We start from the raw sequence: 20,632 nt of genomic DNA, 5'->3' as shown, positions 1-20,632 counted from the left end.
ACCACACCGCGACGCATGCTTGGCTGGATGGATGGCCCCCACGAATCGCGGTGACGCCGTGCGCAGCGCGCAGCAAGTCGTCGACGTCCTATCGGCGCAGGGCGTGCAGTACGTCTTCGGCGTCCCGGGCGCGAAGATCGACGCCGTCTACGACGCGCTGCTGGACTCCGGCCCGCAGCTGGTGGTGTGCCGCCACGAACAGAACGCCGCCTTCATGGCCGCGGCGATCGGTCGCCTCACCGGCACCCCCGGCGTGGTGCTGGTGACGTCCGGCCCCGGCACCACCAACCTCGCCACCGGTCTGTTGACCGCCAACACCGAACAGGATCCGGTGGTGGCGCTGTGCGGTGCGGTGCGGCGAGTGGATCGCCTCAAGCGCACGCATCAGTCCATGGATGCGGCCGCCATGCTCAGGACGGTCACCAAGTTCACCGGCGAGGTCAACGACCCCGACAACGCCGCCGAGGCCACCGTCGGCGCGTTTCGCGCCGCGCTCAGCGAACCTCGCGGCGCGGCCGCCGTCGTCCTCCCGGCCGATGTCTTGGCCGCGCCGACGACGGCAAGCATCCCGGGCCGGCAGCCGATTCCCCCGCTGGCCGCCGCCCCCGCCGCGTCCATCGCCGAGGCGAGCGAGCTGATCCGCGCCGCCCGGCGACCCGCCCTGTTGGTCGGCATGCGCGGCGCCGACCCCGACAGCTGCCTGGCGCTGCGCGCCCTCGTCGCCACGACGGGGCTGCCCGTCGTCGAGACCTTCCAGGCCGCCGGGGTGATCTCCCGCGCGTTGGAGGACAACTTCCTGGGCCGGGTGGGGCTCTTCCGCAACCAGCCCGGCGACGTCGTCCTCACACACGCCGACGTCCTGGTCGCCGTCGGGTACGACTCGGTCGAATATGACCCCGTGCTGTGGAACGACGATGCCGCGCGCACCGTAGTGCACATCGACTCGGTTCCCGCGGACATCGACAACCACTACCAGCCCACGGTGGAACTGCTGGGCAACATCGCGGCAACCCTCACCTCGCTGACCGACAAGCTGGCCGGCCTGACACTGACCGACAGCTATCAACGCGAGATCGCCGTGCAGCGAAAGGCGTTGAGCGACATCGACGTCACGGCCGGCAGGACCACTCCCGAGGGCCCGGGCCTGAACCCCGTCGCCGTCTTGCTGCGGTTGCGCGAGGAAGTCGACGACACCGCCACCGTCACCTGCGATGTCGGCTCCGTCTACATCTACATGGCCCGCCATTTTCGGGTGTACGAGCCGCGGCGTCTGCTCTTCTCCAACGGCCAACAGACCCTGGGCGTGGCGCTGCCGTGGGCCATGGCCGCCTGCCTGGTGCGGCCGGGAACACCCGTCGTGTCCGTCTCCGGCGACGGCGGATTCCTGTTCTCCGCGCAGGAACTCGCGACCGCCGTCCATCTCGGGCTCACGTTCACCCACATCGTGTTCCGGGACAACACCTATGACATGGTCGGCTTCCAGGAAGTCCTCAAGTACGACCGCAGATCCGGTGTGCAACTGAGCGATTACGACCTTGTCTCGTATGCGGCGGCCTTCGGCGCCCGCGGCTACCGGGTGACGACGCTCGACGAATTCACCGCCATCCTGCGCCAGGCGCTGGCCGAGGACGGGCCCTCCCTGATCGACGTCCCCGTCGACTACAGCCACAACACCGATCTCGCCGCCCAGCTCCACGACGACCCCTTCGAATAAGGATCATGGACACACACCCGAGCGCCTACGAGCGCTTCCGCCATTGGGCGACAACGCTTCTCACCCACCAACGCGCGGACGACGCCGAGGTCTATCAATTCTCGACGATCAGCGCTCTCCTGGAGGGTGTGTACGACGGTGAGGTCACCGTCGCCGAAATCCTGCGCCACGGCGACTTCGGGCTGGGCACCTTCAATCACCTCGACGGCGAAATGGTCATCCTCGACGGCATCTGCTACCGATTGCGCGCCGACGGAACCGCCAGCCGGGCCGCGCCGACCGATCGCAGTCCCTTCGCGGCGGTCACCCGGTTCCACAGCGACTTCGAGATCGCGATTCAAACACGCACGGGGCGCGCGGAGGTGACCGAGGCGATCGACCGCCAGATCACCAGCGCCAACCTGATCTACGCCATCCGGATCACCGGGCACTTCGCCGAGCTGCACACCCGCACCGTGATGGCGCAGCAGCCGCCCTACCCGCCGCTGACCCAGGCCACCGAGGAGCAGGCCGAGAAGGTGTTCGCCGACGTGGCGGGCACCGTGGTCGGGTTCCGCACCCCCGACTTCGAGCAGGGCATCTCGGTCGCCGGTTATCACCTGCACTTCCTCAACGCTGACCGCACCGGCGGCGGTCACATCCTCGATTTCACCCTCAAGCGCGGGGACGTCGCGGTCAGTGGGGCTTCGCAACTGCATCTGAGCCTGCCCACCTCCGGTGGCTTCCTCGGCGCCCAGCTGTCCGGCACCGACATCGCCGAGCGGATCAACAGAGCCGAAGGCCCGAAAGGCGGCTCAAAGTAGCCCCTGCGCCGGAATTCATGGAGTGTTCAGGCCAGCGTCAAGTCCACATTGTTGAGTGCACACGCGCGCCGCGTGTCCTCACGTTATGCGTGTTGTACAGGTCGCCAACTTCTATGGCCCTCGCTCGGGCGGCCTTCGCACCGCGGTCGATCGGCTGGGCGCCGAATATTGCGCCGCCGGCCACGAGGTCTTCCTGATCGTTCCCGGCCAGCGCGCCGAGCGCAGCCAGCTGCGCACCGGTGTGGTCCGAATCACCCTGCCCGCCCGGCTGATTCCCCTCACCGGCGGCTATCGCGCCGTGCTGCCCGGACCGGTCAAGGCGCTCCTGGAGGCCCTGCGACCCGACGCTCTGGAGGTGTCCGACCGGCTCACGCTGCGTTCACTGGGCCGATGGGGGCGCGACCGCGGCGCCACGACGGTGATGATCTCCCATGAGCGGCTGGATCGCCTTGTGGGACAGGTTCTTCCGCACCGCGCCGCGGTGAAGTTCGCCGATTTGGCCAACGCGCGCACCGCGGCCGACTACGACACCGTGGTGTGCACCACCGGTTTCGCGCGTGAGGAATTCGACCGCATCGGCGCGACGAACACGGTGACCGTCCCGTTGGGCGTGGACCTGCAGACCTTTCACCCGCGCCGGCACTCGTACCTGCTGCGGCGCCGCTGGGCCACCCCGACGCAGCTGCTGCTGGTCCATTGCGGTCGGTTGTCGGTGGAAAAGCGCGTCGACCGCAGCATCGACGCCGTCGGCGAGTTGTGTCACGCCGGGGTCGACGCCCGGCTCGTCGTGGTGGGCGAGGGTCCGTTGCGGGCCAGGCTGGAACGCCAGGCGGCCCGGCTGCCGGTGGACTTCACCGGTTTCGTCTCCGACCGGCACACGGTGGCCGGGCTGCTGGCGTCCGCCGACGTGACGCTGGCTCCCGGGCCGCACGAGACGTTCGGGCTGGCCGCGCTGGAATCGCTGGCCTGCGGGACGCCGGCCGTCGTCTCGCGCACCTCGGCGCTCACCGAGATCATCACCCCGGACAGCGGCGCGTCGGCGGACAACCACCCGGCCGCCATCGCGCGGGCGGTCGGCGCCGTCACCAGCCGTCCCGAGCATCACCGTCGCGTGTCCGCGCGACGCCGCGCCGAGGACTTCACCTGGCATCGGGCGGCGACGGGCATGCTGGCCTCGTTGGCGGCGCCCACGGTGGACGAGGGCGACGCCGAACACACGGCATAGCGCTAGTAGGTGCGCGGCAGCGCGGAAACCAACGTTTCGACCTCCGCTCGCGTGAGCGTCGTGACGCTTCCGTCCGGTAGCCCGAGGATGCGGTCGATGGCGAGGCCGTGCAGCCTGAATCGTTTTGTCATCCTGTCGATCGCGCGCTCCCGGGCGGACTCGTCGGGCGCCTGCAACACCGCGACGATGGTCGAGTTCGTCCGCGCGGCGAGGCCATAGATCATGTCGGCGACGCCCTCGGGATCGAAGGTGTCGAAGACCCGCTCGGCGACGCCCTCGTCGATCAGGCGCGTCAGCAGGGGCCGTACCAGCGCTTCGTCGACCGCCGTTATCCGCCCGTAGAGATGGGCGTTGTCCGGTCGCAGCAACGACGCCATCGCGGCCAGCTGCTCCGGCACGTTCATCTGCATCTTGACGTCGAATCCGGCCCGCAGCAACGCGTTCAGCCGGTCCAGCGCGTCACCACCACACGTGGCGACCGCATCCTCGACACCGGCGAACGCGGCCCGCGCGCTGCGCTCGGCCAAGGCCGCGATCAACGCCTCCTTCGATGGAAACCAATGGTAGAAAGCACCTTTGGAGACGCCCGCGTCGGCTATCAGGTCGTTGAGACTGACGTTGTCATATCCGTCCCGCAGAAACAGCGCCACCGCCCGATCGAGCAACTCCGCGCGACGAATGTCGGGATGCTTAACTACCCGAGGCACTCTCGGGCTTCCAGCCGACGTATGTCAGGTACAGCCCGACTGAGGCGAGGAAGATGAACAGTACCCATATCGCCGCGGTCGCGCCCGAACTGTAGAAGGCGTTGCCGGCCGCGTCGTAGGCCCGTGGCACGGTCAACAACAGCAGACCACGTATGAAGAAGAACCAGCCCACCGCCGACACCAGGATCGCTGCCAGGCCGCGCCAATACTGGTGAAAGGCGATGATGAAGATGCCGGCCATCAGCAGGATGGCCCCATACAGCCACGGCCACATGGGGTTTGCCTTGAACTCCGTGAACAGCTCCTGCACGTATGAACCGCGCACCGCGATCGTGGTCGGCACGATCGTCATGAACGGGCCCAACACCCGGGCGAACATGCGGGTCCGGATCTGCGATTGCTCGGATGCACTCATTGCGCCACCTCCCTGGCTCGCACCAAGGATAACCGACCGATGGTCGGTATACCAGACCGACGGTCGGTTGAATGCTCAGAAGTCGGAGGCCGCCCACGATCCGGGCGGGTACGGCGGGACCGCTCCGGTCAAGGCGCCGTCGGTGAGCCTGCACAGGGTGTCGGAGATCGTTCCGGCGTTGGCCAGTACCTTCGGGTCGCCGCCCGGCACGATGCGCGCGATCACCGCCTGCCAGGAGTATCCGACCCCGCCGTGCTCGTACCACACGAACCAGTCCGCATCGTGATTGCCGGCGCGGATGAGCCGGCGGAACGGCAACGTCGGATCGCTGACCGAGTCGGTCGCGTTGAAGGGCGCGCCGATGTCGGCGATGGGCGGGAGAAGCTTGAGGAGTTCCGGGGGCAGCTGGGACACGTGCTGCACTTCCTGGACGGGTGTCGTCAGGGTGCAGCGGGTGTTTGGTATGGCCTCGGCGGGCGCGGCCGTCAGCAGAGCCGACGCGACCGCGAGACATCCGGTGAATCCATAGCTGATGCGCGCCATGATATTGCTCCATCTGCGGTGCTACTCGGTAAGACGCTACGCCGCAGTTTGCTGAGCGGGGCGGGTTTTGCCGGCCGCTAGGCTGAATCGGTGGAACCTCGCGACCAGGTTTTGATCACTGTCACGGAGTTGGCCGGCCTCATCGAGGCCGGCGCCCCGATAACCATCCTTGACGTCCGCTGGCGGCTGGACGAGCCCGACGGGCGGCCCGCCTACCTGGAGGGCCACATACCGGGCGCGGTGTATGCGTCCCTCGAGGAGGAGCTCAGCGACCACTCGGTCGCCGGTCGCGGCCGCCACCCGCTGCCGTCGGGGAGCAACCTGCAGGCCGCCGCGCGCCGATGGGGTGTCCGGCAGGACTCGCCGGTGGTGGTCTATGACGACTGGAATCGCGCCGGTTCGGCGCGCGCGTGGTGGGTGTTGACGGCGGCCGGCCTGCCCGACGTCCGCATTTTGGACGGCGGCCTGCCCGCCTGGCAAGCGTCCGGCCGCAGCCTCGAAACCGGTCCGGTCATCCCGCAACCCGGGAATGTGACTGTGCCACACCATGATCTGTACGCCGGGAGCCGCCCTACGCTGACGGCCGATCAAGTCGACGGCGTGACGTTGCTCGATGCGCGGGCGCCCGAACGCTTCCGCGGCGACGTCGAACCGCTCGACCCCGCGGCCGGGCACATCCCCGGCGCGACGAACCTGCCGAGCACCGCCGTCCTGGCCGCCGACGGCACGTTCGTCGGGGACCACGCGCTTACCCAACTGCTCGCCGAGCGCGGGATCGAGCGTGACGGCGCCTTGGGCGCCTACTGCGGCTCGGGCGTCACGGCCAGTGTCACGGTCGCGGCGCTCGCGGCGTTGGGCTTGGACGCGGCGCTGTTTCCCGGGTCGTGGTCCGAGTGGTGTTCGGATCCGGGCCGCCCGGTGGCCGTCGGCCCCGATTAACCACCGCCCCAACTCCGTAGCAGGGCGGCGGTGACCCGGGCGGCGTTGTGCGCCGCGATCCGCTTGTAGCAGAAGAACTGAAACGGAAAGCCCGGCAGGTGAAGCGGGTCGTCCGGCCCATCCGTGATGCCGCGGATGCCGAGGAACGGGACACCGTGCGCGTCGGCGACCGTTTGCGCGGCCGCGGTCTCCATGTCGGTCGCGTCGAAGGCCGGGTCTGCGGCCGAGACGATGTTCATGTTGCTGATCAGGGCGCTTCGCAGCCACCGGCCCGCCGCCTGCCGGAAGTTGCCGGTGTATCGGAATGACCGGTCGGGCGCGCTGCGCGGTTGGCAGCCGAAGACGTCTCCGCCGTTGGGGATGCAGGGGAACGCCACGCCGTTGTTGTTGTCCCAGCTGCAACCGTCTCCGCCGACCACGACCTGCGGGCGGCGCCGCAGATCGATCCTGCGGGTCACGCTTTCCAGTGCGACAGAGAGCGTTTCGGCGGTCGCCAGCATGGTGGGATCGACCGGGTGAAAGGTGTCGCCGTTGTCCAGTGTCCAGCGCGCCGGTATGGCCACGTCTGCGATCCTGGTCCGCGCCGCCCCGCCGGCGACGCCCGAAAACACCACCGCGCCAATCCCGAAGCGGGTCAACGCGGCCTCGGTGGTGTCGACGGCGTTCACCAGGCCGATGCCGGTCATCCCCACGATCACGCTCTTGCCCGCGATCGAGCCGAGGTAGAAATGCCGCCGGTCGACGATCACCACCGGATCGGGATCGAGCGTGGTGTGCGACAGCACCGCGTCGGCTTCGGCCGGAAAGGCCGACAGGACCAGCGTGCGTCGTTCGCCATCTGCACCCACCGGACCAGTAAACGCCACGAGACATCGTGGCTTCGGCGATTCCGGTCCGCCACCCGCGCGTCAGCGGCTAATCTCAGCGGCGTTGCAGCCAACCCGGGGGGCGCGGCCCGACGAGGAGTCACGCTCATGCTCGAAGTGATCGAAAGAACGCCGGGCGGCGAATCCCATAAGCCGCCGGTGCTATTCGTGCACGGCGCCTGGCACGGCGCCTGGTGTTGGGACGAGCATTTCCTGCAGTTCTTCGCGGACAAGGGCCACCGAGCGCTGGCCGTCAGCCTCCGCGGTCACGGAAACAGCCCGGCGCCCAAGTCGATGCGGCTCTGCTCGATCGCGGACTTCGTTGCCGACGTCGCCGCTGTTGCCGACGGCCTGCCCGAACGACCGGTCGTAATCGGCCACTCCCTGGGTGGCTTCGTCGTGCAGAAGTATCTGGAATCGCACGGCGCCGCCGCCGCGGTGCTGCTGGCCTCCGCACCCCCGAGCGGCATCTTGGGATTCCTGGCCCGCCGGCTCAAGCGGCACCCGTGGTACACGGCCAGCGGCCTGGCGATGACCAGGTCGCTGCGCGGCGTCGGCGCCACACCGGAGTTGGCCCGCGAAACGTTTTTCTCGCGGTCGCACTCCGAAGCCGATGTTGCGCGCTATGCCGCGAAACTCTGCGAGGAATACGCGCTGAAGATCGCGATCGACATGCTGTGGCATGACTTGCCCAGGCCGCACCTCGTCACCACCCCGCTGTTGGTGTTGGGGGCCGAGGACGACGTCTGCTTCACGGCGCAGGAAGTGCGGGCAACCGCGGCCGCCTACCACACCGACGCGGAAATCTTCCCTAAGATGAGCCACGACATGATGCTCGACCCGGGGTGGCTCGCCGTCGCCGAACGAATCCACGCGTGGCTCGAAACATGTGTGCCCGCAAGATGACTGCGCGATGACGGGCCGGCTCGACGGCAAGGTCGCGATCATCACCGGGGCCAGCACCGGCCTGGGACCCGTGCTCGGTTCGGTGTTCGTGCGGGAAGGCGCCCGGGTGCTGCTGGCCGCGCGGCGAGAAGAGCTCGTGCGCGACGCCGCCCGCGCGGCCGGTTCCGCAGCCATCGCGATGCGCGCGGACGTGACCGACGAGAGTGACGTCGCGGCCATGGTGGCGCGGGCCGTCGACGAATTCGGCCATGTCGACATCCTGTGCAATAACGCCGCCGCGCCCGGACAGGACCGCTGGATCTGGGAGCAGACGCTGGACAACTGGAACGCCACCATCGCCATCGACGTCACCGCCGCGATGCTGTGCACCCGGGAAGTACTCAACCAGTCGATGCTGTCGCGCCGACGCGGAGTGATCCTCAACTTCTCCTCCACGGCAGGCTATTCCGGGGTCGCCCGCAAGAGCCACTACGTCACCGCCAAGGCGTCGCTGCGGGCGTTCACCAAGGCGGTGGCGTTGGAGGTCGGCCCGCACGGCATCCGGTGCAACTGCATCGTGCCCGGGGCCATCGACACCGAGCTGTGGCGTCGATGGGTGCAACGCACCGCGGACGAGCAGGGGGTCGACTTCGCCACTCAGCGCACGAAGGCACTCAAAGGAGTTGCACTGCAGGACATCTCCACGACCGAAGACGTCGCCAACCTGGCGTTGTTCCTGGCCAGCGACGAAAGCCGCACCATCACCGGCCAATCGATCCCCGTCGACGCCGGAGGGTACATGCAGGGATGACCCCACGACTCTCGGTGGCCACACCCGTGGTGACCATGTTTCCGAAGGCCAGCGGCGACTGGGAAAAGCACGGCTCGATCGAGGACCTGGCCCGCATCGCCGACACCGCGGATCGGCTCGGCTACCACCACCTGACCTGCAGCGAGCACATCGCGCTGCCCGCCATCGAGTTGGACCGCCGAGGCGCCCGCTACTGGGACCCGCTGGCCACCTTCGGCTACCTGGCCGCGTGCACCCGACGCATCCGGTTGGCCACCAACGTCCTGGTGCTCGGGTACCACCATCCGCTCGAGATCGCCAAGCGTTACGGCACTTTGGACAAAGTCAGCAACGGCAGGCTCGTCCTCGGCGTCGGCGTCGGCAGCCTCAAAGAAGAGTTCGACCTCATCGGCGCGCCCTTTGACGACCGCGGACCGCGCGGCGACGACGCCATCGAGGCCCTGCGCGCGTCGCTGTCCGTCCCCGAACCCGCCTACCGCGGTGAGTTCTATGCGTTCGACGGCCTGGTCGTTGACCCGTGCGCCGTACAGCAGCGTGTCCCGATCTGGGTGGGCGGGCGCACGTTGCGATCGCTGCGCCGCGCCGCGACCCTGGCCGACGGCTGGGCGCCTTTCAGCGTAGGCCTGCGCCAGGCGCGAGACTGGTTGAGCCGCTTCGAGCTTCGCCCGGAGTTCGAGGTCGTCCTGCCGCCACCGGCGCCGCTGGACCCGGTCAACGAGCCGGAGCGCACCCGCGACGCCATCGGGGAAGCCGCCGCCCACGGCGCCACGATCGTGCCCGCCGTCTTCCGGCACACCTCTCTGCAGCATTACCTGGACCAGCTGCAGGCGCTCGCTGAGCTGCATGACCCCGGGGGCGCCTCGTGATACGCGTCAGGGCGGGCGTATTCAGCCTCACCGCCGCCGCGCCGGCCGGCGACGACGGCAGCTACCTGCGTTGGCACCTGCTGGATCACATGCCGGAGCAGTATCAACTGCCGGGCATCGTGTACGGGTTGCGCTGGATCGCCGACGGCGACTATCCGCAGCACCGCGTGGCCGGACACGGCCCGTTGGCCGACATCGCCAACGCGGTGCACTACCTGGTCGGCGATCCCGTCGAGGAAACCTTCGACGACTTCGTCACGCTCGGCCGGGAGCTGCGCGAGAACGGCCGGTTCCCCGTCGTCCGGCCGTCGCTGCAAGTGGCCGGCCTGCGCCTGCTGCAGTGGCAATCGGCACCGCATGCGCTCATCTCCGCCGAGGTGGTGCCGTTTCGGCCGCATCGCGGCGTCGTCCTCATCGTCGAGGAACCCGTCGACGGGCGCCGCCCGGACACGTGGCTGCAATGGCTGCACGCCGAACACCATCCGGCGCTGCTCGCCGCGCCTGGGACGGCCGGCGCGTGGACGTTCGGCTCCAGCACCGGCTGGAGCCACCTGCCGCGAGGCTGGCGCACGGACTTCCAGTACATCACCGTCGTTTACCTTGACGCCGACCCGCTGACCACCACCGACGCGCTGGCGCCCTTGCTCGAGGACCGGTGGCGATCGGGCGCCGTTAGGCCTTCGTTTGCCGGACCGCTGCGCAGCATGGTCGGATGGGAAGCCTGGCGATAACCGGTAGGGGCCAGTTCAGTCACCGGGCCGGAACCCCCGCGATGCTTCAACTTCGGCGAAAGGCATGCGTGTGAACCAGATCCGAGTTGGACTGAGCACCCAGCTCCTCAATTCTCGGTATTCCGCGACCATGCTCGCTCGCACGACCGTGCGGATGGCCGCGGCCGCCGGTGTGGACTCCTACTGGGTGGCCGATCACATGAATTCGCTGTACCCGCGCTCGATCGCAACGCCGGACTACCTTGGTGTCGCCAAATTCGTCCCAAAGGTCGACGCCCAACTCGAACCGTGGACGATGCTTGGATACCTTGCCTCCCGCAACGGCTTTGGCCGGTTGCGGCTGGGTGTCGGCGTTACCGACGCCAATCGACGTCACCCGGCGGTCACCGCGCAGGCTGCGGCCACGTTGCACTTGATGAGCCGCGGCCGCGCCATCCTGGGCATCGGCGTCGGAGAGCGAGAGGGCAATGAGCCCTACGGGGTGGACTGGACCAAACCGGTGGCGCGCTTCGAAGAGGCGATCGCCACAATCCGTGCGCTCTGGAACTCCGGCGGCGAACTAATCTCGCGTGAGTCGCCGTACTTCCCGCTGCGTAACGCGCTGTTCGACCTGCCCCCCTACCGTGGCAAATGGCCCGAGATATGGATCGCCGCCAAGGGGCCGCGGATGCTGCGAGCGACCGGGAGATATGCCGACGCTTGGTTCCCCGGGCTGATTTCGCGACCGGAAGACTACGCATCAGGTCTCGAAGCGGTGCGAACGGCGGCGTCCGACGCCGGGCGCGACCCCGGATCCATCACGCCGGCGCTGTCAATCTTTGTCGTCACCGGGCGTAGCCGCGACGACGTGGAGGAGACATTGAACTCGGATGCCGCGAAAGCCTTCGCGCTCATCATTCCGGGCCAGGTATGGGCCGACCATGGCGTGCGACATCCCCTCGGACATGATTTCTCGGGCGCCCAGGACCTGATCCCGCAGACGTTGGACCAACAGACGGTGTTGTCGTACATCAAAGACGTCCCGGCATCAATGCTCAAAGAGGTGCTGCTGACCGGGACGCCCAACGAAGTCATCGATCGGGCCGCGCAATGGCGCGACCACGGGGTGCGCTACCTGGTCGTCAACAACGTGAGTATCCTGCAGCCGACCCTTCGGAAAGGCCTCGCAACTTACGCGCCATTCTTGAAGATCCTCCGCGGGCTCAAGAAACTGTGAATCGCCCCCAGCGAACGGAACCTTGTCCGACGGTTGGTGCCGGCACGCCGAAACCCGCTTGCTTCAAGAGATTTGCCGTGACGCCGCGGGAACTCGGTAACCATAGCGGTCAATGACTTCTCCCCAGCGGTCATCGAGAACCGCGCGCTGCTCGGCGGTCAGTTCGTAGGTGTTTGTCGCGTAGTGCTCATGGTCGGCGAGATACTGTCGCAGGCGCGGCAGGTACTGCTCGAAATCGCCCAGTCCCAGGTGGTCGTACAGCCGGCGCAGCTGCCCCTCGGGGTCATCGATCAACTCCTCATAGCGCAGTTCGTAAAAGCGCGAGGGGTCGACCAGTGCTCGCCCTTCGTCCACTTTGCGATACAGGTCTACATAGGTCGCGAGAACTCTCTCGTCCAAACCCTCGAATATCGGTTTCTGCAGACTGTGTACACGGGATAACGACTTGAGGAGATGAATGCTCGACGGATAGACCACGTACGGGTCTCGAACGATATGAATGAACTTCGCTTGCGGAAAGATGTCCAACAACACCTTCATCCGGAAGCTGTGGTTTGGATTTTTGAGGATCACGGTCTTGCGGTGGCGGAAGTACAGCTGCTGGACGAATCGGTAGAGGGGCCGTTTCCAGGCTTCCAGTTCTTGCGCCGTCAACTGCTCCAAATCCAGATACCGCTCGTGCTCCGGCGGCCGGTTCGGAAACGCCAGTGTCAGGTACGGCGACGGCTGCCCCTGCATGACCCAGACGAACTCGTCTTCCTGTGGGTGATACAGACTCGAATCCATGTTGTCCATGGCCCGATGCTTCGAGACCATGAACCCCACCAACGGCGCGAACCGCTCGGTCAGCAAAAAGTGTTGTGGAGCAACGCATTCGTAGCCCGTGGGACCGATGTGTCGATCGTCGAGTACCAACAGCTCGTGCAACAACGTAGTGCCGGTGCGCCAGTGGCCGACGATGAAGACGGGCGGATCGGCGATCCGTGTGTTGGCCACTCGCCTAGCGAACACAATATTCTGCAAAAGCCCCAGACACGAATTCACAACGCTGACAAGGGTATAAAGAACCGCGTAGTGCCAACGACTCCAGTGCACGGCGAAACGGTTGCGGATCAGCAGGCGCATCCATGCCGAGAAATTGCACCCGATCCACACCGGCGCCGCCCACTCACGCCACCTGACGAATAGCGACGCCGAGCCGGGATGTCTCATGGTTGGCGACGCATCTCTATACGGTTTCGCCAGGCGTCACGGCGATCCGTAGCCGGGTCAGGCCATGAAGGTTGGCATTGGCCGTCCACTCCGGCGGGCCGATCAGCTCTATCCGGTCGATGTTGGCGACGATCTCGCCCAGTACCGCCTGGCCCTCCATCCGCGCCAGCTGGCTCCCGGGACACGAGTGGATACCGGAGCCGAACGCGAGATTCCCGGCCGGAATGCGGTCGGCCCGAAAGACATCGGGGTCGTCATATTGCCGCGGGTCACGATTGGCTGCGGCCCACGCAAGCATCACCAGGGAGCCTGCCGGGATGACGGTATCGCCGACGGCGTAGTCGACGCGCGTTGTGCGGCAAATGTTTTGGACCGGAGACATGAAGCGAAGTTGCTCCTCGATCGCCGACGGGATCAGATCTGGTCGCTGCGCAAGGAGCCTGAGTTGGTCTGGAAACTCGGCCAGCGTGAGAAACAAGGTGCTGATCATATTCGCCGTGGTCTCATATCCTGCGACCAGCAACAACACCGCAAACAAGGACAATTCGCTGTCGCTGAGCCCACCGTGCTCGGCGTGCTCGACGAGCTGCCCGAGAATGCTGGACTCGCTCAGTAACCCGTTGTCACGCCGATGGGTGAACAGCGCACGCAATTGCCGAAATCCGGTAAACCCCCGCAGCAACGAAACCATGCCCGGACCCGACAGAGTGACGTCGGTGATGCAAATCGCCTGGTTGGACAAACGGCGGAAGGCGGCCTCGTCACCGCCCGCTACGCCCAGAACGTTGGTGATGGTGCGCATGGCCATCGGTGTGGCCACCGCGGAGACGACGTCCGCGGATTGCCGTGCCACTAACCCGCTGACCAACTCCCGGGCAAGGTGGGTGACCATCGGCCGCCAGGACTCCATCGCGCCGCGCGTCAAGCCCGGTGCCAGCTGCTTACGCATCCCGGTGTGCACGGGCGGATCGGACGTGGGGAGGAAAGGGGGCGACCCCTGTGAAAATGTCACTCCACGGGCGCTGGACAGTGCCTCATGGTTACGCGCGGCCTCGCGGACGTCGGCGTGCCGACTCAAGATGTAGACGTCGCGCTTGGCGTTGTACTGCACCCGCTCGCCCGCCAAAAGCTTTCGGTAATGCGGGTACGGGTCGCGGGCTATCGCGGGGTTCAACGGGTCAAATTCGGTGAATTGCACATGCTTCGGGTCAGGGCAGCCGGCCAGTCTCGACCGGGCCTTCGCAACGGCGGCCCCAAGTGCCTTTGCCACCATGGGCGCGCACGCCCACGCAAGCTGTGCGTCACGCCGCATCGTTGCAGCCGCCGGATAACCACGGCGAGTCGGCACGCGCCGACTCGCAAGCTCATCCGTCAGCGCGGTCGCGTCGTGTGTGGGACGCGCGGAGTACGACGTGCTGCCCTGGAACGGGCATTGGCCGTGCGGTGGCCAATCCTGTGCTGCTTGGGAACCGGATGCTGTCCCCATCATCGGCTCCCCCGATGTCAGGTGGTGAGATTACGACAGTGTGCAAGGCTACCGTCGCGCATCGCTGCACGCGCGCCGTTCGCCGTTTGTTAACGGTATGTGAAGCCGACGCGGCTAGCAGTGCAGCACACTCGGCGAGATAGGTCGAGGCCACTGCACGCGCTCCTGACCAGCAAGAATGCGCCGCAGCACGCGGTCATGAGGGTCTTCACGTTAAACTGCTGGGCGCCGAGCAGGGGATGCGGCGCCCGTGGCGCCCACTTCATTTCGCACAAACGCGCACCCGAAGTGATACGCGAGGACACGCAATGAAATTTGTGCTTGCGAGCTGGGGAAGTCGCGGCGATGTGGAGCCCTGCGCCGCCGTCGGCCGTGAGCTGCTGCGCAGAGGGCACGACGTGCACATGGCAGTCCCGCCCGACATGGTTGGTTTCGTCGAGTCGGCCGGGCTTACGGCGGTCGCTTATGGGGTGGATACCGAGGCTTGCGTGGAAGCGCTGCGCAACTTCTGGGAATGCTTATTCGACGGCTTCTGGCGGATCCGAAGCCTGATCGCGTTGTGGCGCCAGGCTCGGGAGCTGGCTATGCGGTGCCGCAGCGAGCTGAGCACGACGCTGACGTCTCTGGCGGACGGGGCCGACTTGCTATTCACCGGCCTGGTTTTCGAGCAGCCCGCCGCCAACGTCGCGGAATATTACGACATTCCGTTGACCACGCTGCATTACTTTCCGGCGCGTGCCAACGGCCAGCTCGTTCCGATCCTGCCGCCGCGGTTGATCCGCTCGGCAACGACGGTGTTCGAGTGGCTCGTCTGGCGCATGATGAAGAAGGCCGATTGCGAGGAGCGCCGGAAACTGGGCCTACCGAAGGTAATGGCCCCCACGCCGCGGCGGATCGCCGAACGCGGATCCCTGGAAATTCAGGCCTACGACGAGGTTTGCTTCCCCGGGTTGGCAGCCGAATGGGCGAAGTGGGATGGGCGACGTCCTTTTGTCGGTGCGCTGACGATGGAGCTGATGACGGCTGCCGATGATGCCGTCGCTTCGTGGATCGCCGCAGGCACACCGCCGATTTGCTTCAGTTTCGGCAGCATGCCGGCGTGCTCCGCCCTCGAATCACTCGCCGACACGGTGGGCATGATCAGCGCGGCCTGCGAGCGGTTGGGCGAGCGGGCGTTGGTTTGCTCCGGCTGGGCTGATTCCAGCGACCTTCCCCATTTCGACCACGTCAAGGTGGTGGGAGCGGTGAATTTCGCGACGACCTTTCCCAGCTGCCGCGCGGCTGTGCACCACGGCGGTGCGGGTACCACGGCGGCAGGCCTGCGCGCGGGAATCCCGACGCTCATCCTCTGGACGTTGCCCGATCAGCCGATGTGGGGCGCTCAGCTCAAACGACTGAAGGTGGGTAGCGCCCGGCGCTTTTCGGCAACCACCGTCGATTCGCTGGTCGCCGACCTGCGCCAGATCCTGGCCCCCGAATACGTCGACCGAGCCCGTGAGCTAGCCAGCCAGATGACTAAGCCCGCCGAGAGCGTTGGCCGCGCCGCCGACCTCGTCGAAAACTTCGCACGCTTGAGGCGTGTTGGCTCATACTGACCCACTGTCCGATAAACCCGACAGTCGACCGGCCGCCAGCGAGATGAGACCTTCCCGAAAGGAATGGGACCTATAGTCCTCGCTGACATAGGAGGTGAGATGACGAATCGATACATCCTCACGGCCGCCGGGGTCGTGCTGGCCACTGGTCTGTCCGGGTGTTCCGGCAAGGACAACCATCCGGCGTCGACCCCGAGTTCGACTCCCGTTGCGGTAACCACGACCGTCATGATCGACGGGAACAAGCACACCATGACCGCGCGGGTCGAATGCAGCAGTTCGGCGGCGCAACCGAACGCGTCTCCGCCGGAATCGGGGGACCTCACCACCCGGATCGGCGTGCACGACGATACGGCCTCGGTGTCGCTGGCCGTTTCGGACGAGAACCCGCCCATGATCGACGGATTCGCGCTCTCGCTGACACTGGCCACCGGCCAGTATCAACTCCCCTATCAGGCCACCAAGTCCGCAAATCAGGTCCAGGCGACCAAGCAGGGCAAGAGTTACACGATCACCGGGGCCGGCGAGGCGTCGACCCCGGGCCAAAGCGGCACGCGCCCGGTGACTTTCGGGGTGCACGTCACCTGCCCGTGAGCTGACCGCGGCTGAGGGGGTCGTCGTCACCTTCCGGTAGCACATGGTTGTCTGCCGCGACCGCCTCTGCGATGCTGGCAGCTTGGACATCTTCGCGAAGTGGCAAAGCGGCGGTACCGAACTGCGTTGGCGGTCAACGACCGCCGCCAATGACGGGCACGAGGTCGCGGTGTTCAGCCGCCGCTGTGGCACGCCGGGAGCGCCCGCCCTGGTGCTCGTGCACGGCTTCCCGACGTCGAGCATCGACTTTTTCGCCTTGGTTGGGGAGCTGGGCTCGGAGTTCGACATCTGCCTGCTGGACTTCCCGGGCTACGGGTTGTCGGACAAACCAGCCGAGCCGTACGTGTATTCGCTCTACGACGACGCGCGCCTGCTCGTGTACGCGATCACCCAGGTATGGAACCTGACCGACTACCGCATGCTCACCCATGACCGCGGCAGCAGCGTCGGCATGATCGCGGTGGAGATGCTGGCGGCTCTCGATCCGCCGGCCGTACCGGTCGATCTCATCGTGACGAACGCCAACATTTACCTGCCGCTGTCCAACCTCACCGTCTTCCAGACCGCGCTACTCGATCCCGCGACCGGGCGGCCCACCGCGGCGGCGACGACGCCGGAGATGTTGGCCGCCGGCCTGGGCGCCAGCACCTTCATGCCGCGGCGAACACTGGACGACCCGGAGATCGCCGCGTTGGCGAAGTGCTTCGCCCACAACGACGGAATCCGCGTGCTGCCCGACACCATTCAATACCTCAACGAGCGCGCTGCGGACGAAACCGGTTGGCTGGAAGCGCTTTCCAAAAGCCCGATCAACACCACCGTGGTGTGGGGGTTGCACGACAACGTCGCCCCGCTTCGCGTGCCCAACCATGTCTGGCAGACGTATCTGAAGACCAAGCCGGGCCGCAACCGCTACTGGGTGGTGCCCGGCGCCGACCATTACCTGCAATGCGATGCTCCCGGGCCGCTGGCGGAGATCGTCCGTCTCACCGCGCGGGGCGGGGACATTCCGCTGCAGACGCTCGGCGACCGGCCTGACGGCGCGGTCTTGGTGGACCAGAGCGGGGTGTAGCTTCACACTCGCGCCGAGCGTCACGCCAGCGTGACGCTCGACCACCAACGTCACGCTGGTGTGACACTCGCGGCCAGAGGCGCCCCGGTCAGCCCGTGACGACGGGCAGGCGCGCCCAGCCGCGCACGCTCGCGGTGTGCGCCCGCTGGGCGCTGGCGTAGTCGACTTCCCAGTCGGGCCAGCGCTTGAGAACCTCTTCGAGGGCCACCCGGCCCTCCATTCGGGCCAGCGCCGAGCCGAGGCAGAAGTGCAGGCCCTGGCCGAAGCTCAGGTGGCCACCCTGGCGGTGGATGTCATAGCGATCCGGATCGTCGAAGTGGCGATCGTCGCGGTTGGCGGAACCGTTGAGCAGCAACATGTATGAACCCTCGGGCACGACGGTGCCGTAGAGCTCGGCGTCCTGGGCGACATACCGGGCCTGCACCGGTGACGGCGGCTCGTAGCGCAGGGTCTCCTCGACGGCCCCGGGGATCAGCGACGGGTTCGCGGCGAGTTCGCGGCGCTGATCCGGATGATCCGACAGCAGCTGCCCCATGTAGCCGATCAGCCGGGCGGTGGTCTCGTTGCCGGCGCCGGCGATCATGGCGGTGTAGGCCAGCACCTCGGTCCGCGAAAGGGGCCGCCGGGTGCCGTCGGGCTCGTCGATCTCGGCCCGCAGCAGGTCGGTCATCAGGTCATCGGACGGGTGATCGGCCCGCCACTCGATGTACTCGGCGAAGACGACGAGGCTCTCCTCGAACAGCTTCGCGTTCACCGCGGCGGGGTCGCGCTCCTTCGACAACTCGATGTACGCCCCGCCGCGATCGCGGATCTTTTCCTGGTCCTGTTCGGGAATGCCCAGGAGGTACCCGATGGTCCGCATCGGCATCATGGCCCCGAGATCGGCGATGAAATCGAACCCGCCGGCGCCGACCAACGGATCCAGCTCGCGCACGCAGAAGCCGCGCACCAGATCCTCGACGGCCAGCATGCGCCGCGGCGTGAAAACCCGGGACAGCAGGCGGCGGTGCAGGTCGTGCAGCGGAGGGTCCTCGAACAACAGGATGCCCGGTGGCACTTCGATATTGGCGAACAAAACGTCGGCCGTGGTCCCGCGACCGGACCGGTAGGTCTGCCAGTTCGGCAGCTCACGCGCCACGTCCTCGTAGCGGCTCAGCGCGTAGAAGTTGTACTTCTCGTTGTAATAGAGCGGCGCTTCGTCGCGCATGCGCTTCCACACCGGGTACGGGTTGTCGTCGATGTCGGAGTCGAACGGGTCGTAGTACAAGTCGACCACGCTGGTGCCTGGCATTCTCAATCCCTTCGCTCAGTCATTTCGGTGCAGGAAGCCGTGCAGGATCGCCTGGACCAGTTCCTCGACGATGACCTCTCGCGGCGGCGGCCTGGTGCCGAAATAGGTGGACCGCAACGCGGCCATGCCGGCGATCATCGCCACCGTCGAGTGAGCGGGCAGATCGGGATGGTCGGACCGCAGGCCACGCAGGTGCATGCCCTCCGCGCTGATCTGGCCGAGCGCCCGGATCGCCTCCCTGATCTCCGCTATGCCGGCGTCGGTTTTCTCCTCTTCGCTCAGCGCCTCCGACGCCATCAGCGTCAACAGCAGACCCTGGTGTTCGACGAACACGTCGTAGAGCTGTCCGACGAAGTGTCGCGCCAGCTCCTTCTCGTCCGTTTCCTCCGGTACCACCGACTGCCACGTCCGGCCGAACTCGTCGACGAAGGTCGTGAAGGGCAGGACCAGCGCCTCCCGGAACAGCGCCGCCTTCGAACCGAAGTGACGAAACAACAGATGCTCGGTAACGCCTGCGGCCTGGGCGATTTCACGCGTCGTCGTGCTGCGGTAGTCCTGGCGGGCGAAGCGCGCCCGTGCCGCGTCGAGCAGCAACCCCCGCGGGGCGCCGCGTGGCCGGCGAGCTGCCGCCGCCGGTGCGCCGCGCTTCGTGGGTGGCCGCTGGGGCACAGTTCCGCTCCTATCCGGGTGGTTGACCGCCTTTAGGATAGTGTGCACTATCTAGAGAGTCGAGCGTTGAAAGGGGTGCGACCGTGGGCGCCGTCATCATGCTGGGCACGCTGTTCGGATTGGTCGCCCTGATCTTCGGGCTGGTGCTGCACTTTGACCCGCAGGCGCGCCGGACTCGGGGGAACGACCGGTGAGCTCGCAGATGACGCCCGTGATGCGGGCGGCCAGCGACTTCGCGCTCGTCGGGGGCATCACGTTCACCGCGCTCGGCGTGTTCCTGAGCGTCCGCCAGCGCCGCCTGCACCCACTGCTGCTGCTCTGCATCTCAGCGATCTCGTTCTCGTGGATCGAGGCGCCTTACGACTGGGCGATGTACGCCCAGTTCCCGCCCGCCATCCCGCGCATGCCATCCTGGTGGCCGCTGAACGTGACGTGGGGCGGACTGCCCCTGTTCGTTCCCATCGGCTACGTCTCCTACTTCGTGCTACCGGCCGTGACGGGCACGGCGCTCGGGCGATGGCTGAGCGAACGGTTCGGGTGGCGAAGGCCGCCAACGCTTTTAGCGGTTGGCCTGGTCGTAGGCTTCTGCTGGGCGCTCTTCTTCAACGGGTTTCTGGGCGCCAAACTCGGCGTGTTCTATTACGGCAGGGTGATTCCGGGGTTGGCCATCCGCGAGGGGACCGTGCATCAGTACCCGCTCTACGACTCCCTCGCGATGGCCATCCAGATGATGGTGTTCACTTACCTGCTCGGCCGCACCGACGCGCAGGGACGAAACGTCATCGAGATGTGGGCCGACAGCAGGTCGAAGAACCGCCTCGGCTCGTCACTGCTGTCCGTCGCCGCGGTGATCGTCATCGGGAACGTGCTTTACGGCGCGGTTTTCGCCCCGCACCTGGTGACGAAGTTGGGCGGCTGGGTGACCTCGGGGCCGACGGAACAACTGTTTCCGGGTGTGCCGAACCAACCCGAGTAGGGCTGCGCTCAGCGTC

Annotated in this window: 21 protein-coding genes; 13 read left to right on the top strand and 8 right to left on the bottom strand. The window is 66.7% G+C overall.

Going from position 1 to position 20,632, the window contains the following annotated elements; all coding sequences use genetic code 11:
• Positions 1–31: 31 nt before the first annotated feature.
• The 3 genes from alsS to BRW65_RS21885 all read left to right on the top strand — a co-directional run bounded on the left by alsS (position 32) and on the right by BRW65_RS21885 (position 3,742).
• A complete protein-coding gene (gene alsS / locus BRW65_RS21895) occupies positions 32–1,714 on the top strand; it encodes an acetolactate synthase AlsS (RefSeq protein ID WP_073878208.1) in 1,683 nt (560 codons plus the stop codon).
• A gap of 5 nt (positions 1,715–1,719) precedes the next feature.
• Positions 1,720–2,517 carry an acetolactate decarboxylase gene (gene budA / locus BRW65_RS21890; RefSeq protein ID WP_073878207.1) on the top strand — a complete coding sequence of 266 codons (798 nt, stop codon included), beginning with the start codon at positions 1,720–1,722 and terminating at the stop codon, positions 2,515–2,517.
• Positions 2,518–2,602: 85 nt separating this feature from the next.
• Complete coding sequence (locus BRW65_RS21885; RefSeq protein WP_073878205.1) at positions 2,603–3,742, top strand: glycosyltransferase; 1,140 nt, start codon at positions 2,603–2,605, stop codon at positions 3,740–3,742.
• A 2-nt stretch (positions 3,743–3,744) separates the two neighbouring features.
• Here BRW65_RS21885 and BRW65_RS21880 read toward each other — a convergent pair whose 3' ends face one another.
• From BRW65_RS21880 to BRW65_RS21870, 3 genes are all read right to left on the bottom strand, one after another.
• On the bottom strand, positions 3,745–4,449 hold the full coding sequence (locus BRW65_RS21880) for a TetR/AcrR family transcriptional regulator (RefSeq protein WP_073878203.1): 705 nt from the start codon (positions 4,447–4,449) through the stop codon (positions 3,745–3,747).
• Positions 4,433–4,864: a hypothetical protein gene (locus BRW65_RS21875; RefSeq protein WP_073878298.1), complete on the bottom strand. Its 432-nt coding sequence runs from the start codon at positions 4,862–4,864 to the stop codon at positions 4,433–4,435. Before BRW65_RS21875 ends, BRW65_RS21880 begins: the two co-directional genes overlap by 17 nt.
• Before the next feature lie 75 nt (positions 4,865–4,939).
• Positions 4,940–5,407: a hypothetical protein gene (locus BRW65_RS21870; RefSeq protein WP_244168165.1), complete on the bottom strand. Its 468-nt coding sequence runs from the start codon at positions 5,405–5,407 to the stop codon at positions 4,940–4,942.
• 90 nt (positions 5,408–5,497) lie between these two features.
• On the opposite strand from BRW65_RS21870, the gene BRW65_RS21865 reads away from it, so the two are divergent.
• Positions 5,498–6,346 carry a sulfurtransferase gene (locus BRW65_RS21865; protein WP_073878202.1) on the top strand — a complete coding sequence of 283 codons (849 nt, stop codon included), beginning with the start codon at positions 5,498–5,500 and terminating at the stop codon, positions 6,344–6,346.
• On the opposite strand, the gene BRW65_RS21860 is transcribed toward BRW65_RS21865, so the two are convergent.
• Positions 6,343–7,194 carry a 5'-methylthioadenosine/S-adenosylhomocysteine nucleosidase gene (locus BRW65_RS21860; protein ID WP_084187905.1) on the bottom strand — a complete coding sequence of 284 codons (852 nt, stop codon included), beginning with the start codon at positions 7,192–7,194 and terminating at the stop codon, positions 6,343–6,345. The genes BRW65_RS21865 and BRW65_RS21860 overlap by 4 nt on opposite strands.
• 126 nt (positions 7,195–7,320) lie before the next feature.
• Here BRW65_RS21860 and BRW65_RS21855 point away from each other — a divergent pair, with 126 nt between their 5' ends.
• The 5 genes from BRW65_RS21855 to BRW65_RS21835 all read left to right on the top strand — a co-directional run bounded on the left by BRW65_RS21855 (position 7,321) and on the right by BRW65_RS21835 (position 11,721).
• Positions 7,321–8,118 (top strand): alpha/beta hydrolase, encoded by a 798-nt coding sequence (locus tag BRW65_RS21855; RefSeq protein WP_073878200.1) that lies wholly within the window; start codon positions 7,321–7,323, stop codon positions 8,116–8,118.
• Positions 8,119–8,125: 7 nt separating this feature from the next.
• Positions 8,126–8,908, top strand: a complete 783-nt coding sequence (locus tag BRW65_RS21850; protein WP_073878198.1) for an SDR family NAD(P)-dependent oxidoreductase — start codon at positions 8,126–8,128, stop codon at positions 8,906–8,908.
• The gene (locus BRW65_RS21845) at positions 8,905–9,774 is read left to right on the top strand and encodes an LLM class F420-dependent oxidoreductase (RefSeq protein WP_073878197.1); all 870 of its coding nucleotides are present in this window, start codon (positions 8,905–8,907) and stop codon (positions 9,772–9,774) included. The genes BRW65_RS21850 and BRW65_RS21845 overlap by 4 nt, the downstream gene beginning before the upstream one ends.
• Positions 9,774–10,505, top strand: a complete 732-nt coding sequence (locus BRW65_RS21840) for a hypothetical protein (protein WP_073878292.1) — start codon at positions 9,774–9,776, stop codon at positions 10,503–10,505. The genes BRW65_RS21845 and BRW65_RS21840 overlap by 1 nt, the downstream gene beginning before the upstream one ends.
• A gap of 70 nt (positions 10,506–10,575) precedes the next feature.
• On the top strand, positions 10,576–11,721 hold the full coding sequence (locus tag BRW65_RS21835; RefSeq protein ID WP_432206446.1) for an LLM class flavin-dependent oxidoreductase: 1,146 nt from the start codon (positions 10,576–10,578) through the stop codon (positions 11,719–11,721).
• A 63-nt stretch (positions 11,722–11,784) separates the two neighbouring features.
• Here BRW65_RS21835 and BRW65_RS21830 read toward each other — a convergent pair whose 3' ends face one another.
• Together BRW65_RS21830 and BRW65_RS21825 are read right to left on the bottom strand one after the other, a co-directional pair.
• Complete coding sequence (locus BRW65_RS21830; protein WP_073878194.1) at positions 11,785–12,933, bottom strand: sulfotransferase family protein; 1,149 nt, start codon at positions 12,931–12,933, stop codon at positions 11,785–11,787.
• A 16-nt stretch (positions 12,934–12,949) separates the two neighbouring features.
• Positions 12,950–14,422, bottom strand: coding sequence for a cytochrome P450 (locus BRW65_RS21825; protein ID WP_073878192.1), 1,473 nt, complete (start codon positions 14,420–14,422; stop codon positions 12,950–12,952).
• Positions 14,423–14,727: 305 nt separating this feature from the next.
• Between BRW65_RS21825 and BRW65_RS21820 the strand changes: the two genes are divergently transcribed.
• The 3 genes from BRW65_RS21820 (at position 14,728) to BRW65_RS21810 (ending at position 17,680) form a co-directional block, all read left to right on the top strand.
• Positions 14,728–16,014 carry a glycosyltransferase gene (locus BRW65_RS21820; protein ID WP_073878190.1) on the top strand — a complete coding sequence of 429 codons (1,287 nt, stop codon included), beginning with the start codon at positions 14,728–14,730 and terminating at the stop codon, positions 16,012–16,014.
• 99 nt (positions 16,015–16,113) lie between these two features.
• Positions 16,114–16,608 carry a lipoprotein LpqH gene (locus BRW65_RS21815; RefSeq protein WP_073878188.1) on the top strand — a complete coding sequence of 165 codons (495 nt, stop codon included), beginning with the start codon at positions 16,114–16,116 and terminating at the stop codon, positions 16,606–16,608.
• Positions 16,609–16,690: 82 nt separating this feature from the next.
• A complete protein-coding gene (locus BRW65_RS21810) occupies positions 16,691–17,680 on the top strand; it encodes an alpha/beta fold hydrolase (protein WP_073878290.1) in 990 nt (329 codons plus the stop codon).
• Positions 17,681–17,768: 88 nt separating this feature from the next.
• Here the strand turns inward: BRW65_RS21810 and BRW65_RS21805 are convergent, their stop codons facing one another.
• Together BRW65_RS21805 and BRW65_RS21800 are read right to left on the bottom strand one after the other, a co-directional pair.
• The gene (locus BRW65_RS21805) at positions 17,769–18,971 is read right to left on the bottom strand and encodes a cytochrome P450 (RefSeq protein ID WP_073878187.1); all 1,203 of its coding nucleotides are present in this window, start codon (positions 18,969–18,971) and stop codon (positions 17,769–17,771) included.
• A gap of 15 nt (positions 18,972–18,986) precedes the next feature.
• A complete protein-coding gene (locus BRW65_RS21800; protein ID WP_073878185.1) occupies positions 18,987–19,640 on the bottom strand; it encodes a TetR/AcrR family transcriptional regulator in 654 nt (217 codons plus the stop codon).
• 190 nt (positions 19,641–19,830) lie between these two features.
• On the opposite strand from BRW65_RS21800, the gene BRW65_RS21795 reads away from it, so the two are divergent.
• Positions 19,831–20,616, top strand: a complete 786-nt coding sequence (locus BRW65_RS21795; RefSeq protein WP_073878183.1) for a spirocyclase AveC family protein — start codon at positions 19,831–19,833, stop codon at positions 20,614–20,616.
• The last annotated feature ends 16 nt before the right edge of the window (positions 20,617–20,632 follow it).

It is taken from the genome of Mycobacterium paraffinicum (genome assembly GCF_001907675.1).
In the GTDB taxonomy this organism is placed as follows: domain Bacteria; phylum Actinomycetota; class Actinomycetes; order Mycobacteriales; family Mycobacteriaceae; genus Mycobacterium; species Mycobacterium paraffinicum_A.
The sequence above is the reverse complement of the archived record's forward strand: the minus strand, read 5'-3'. Positions and strand labels throughout refer to the sequence as shown.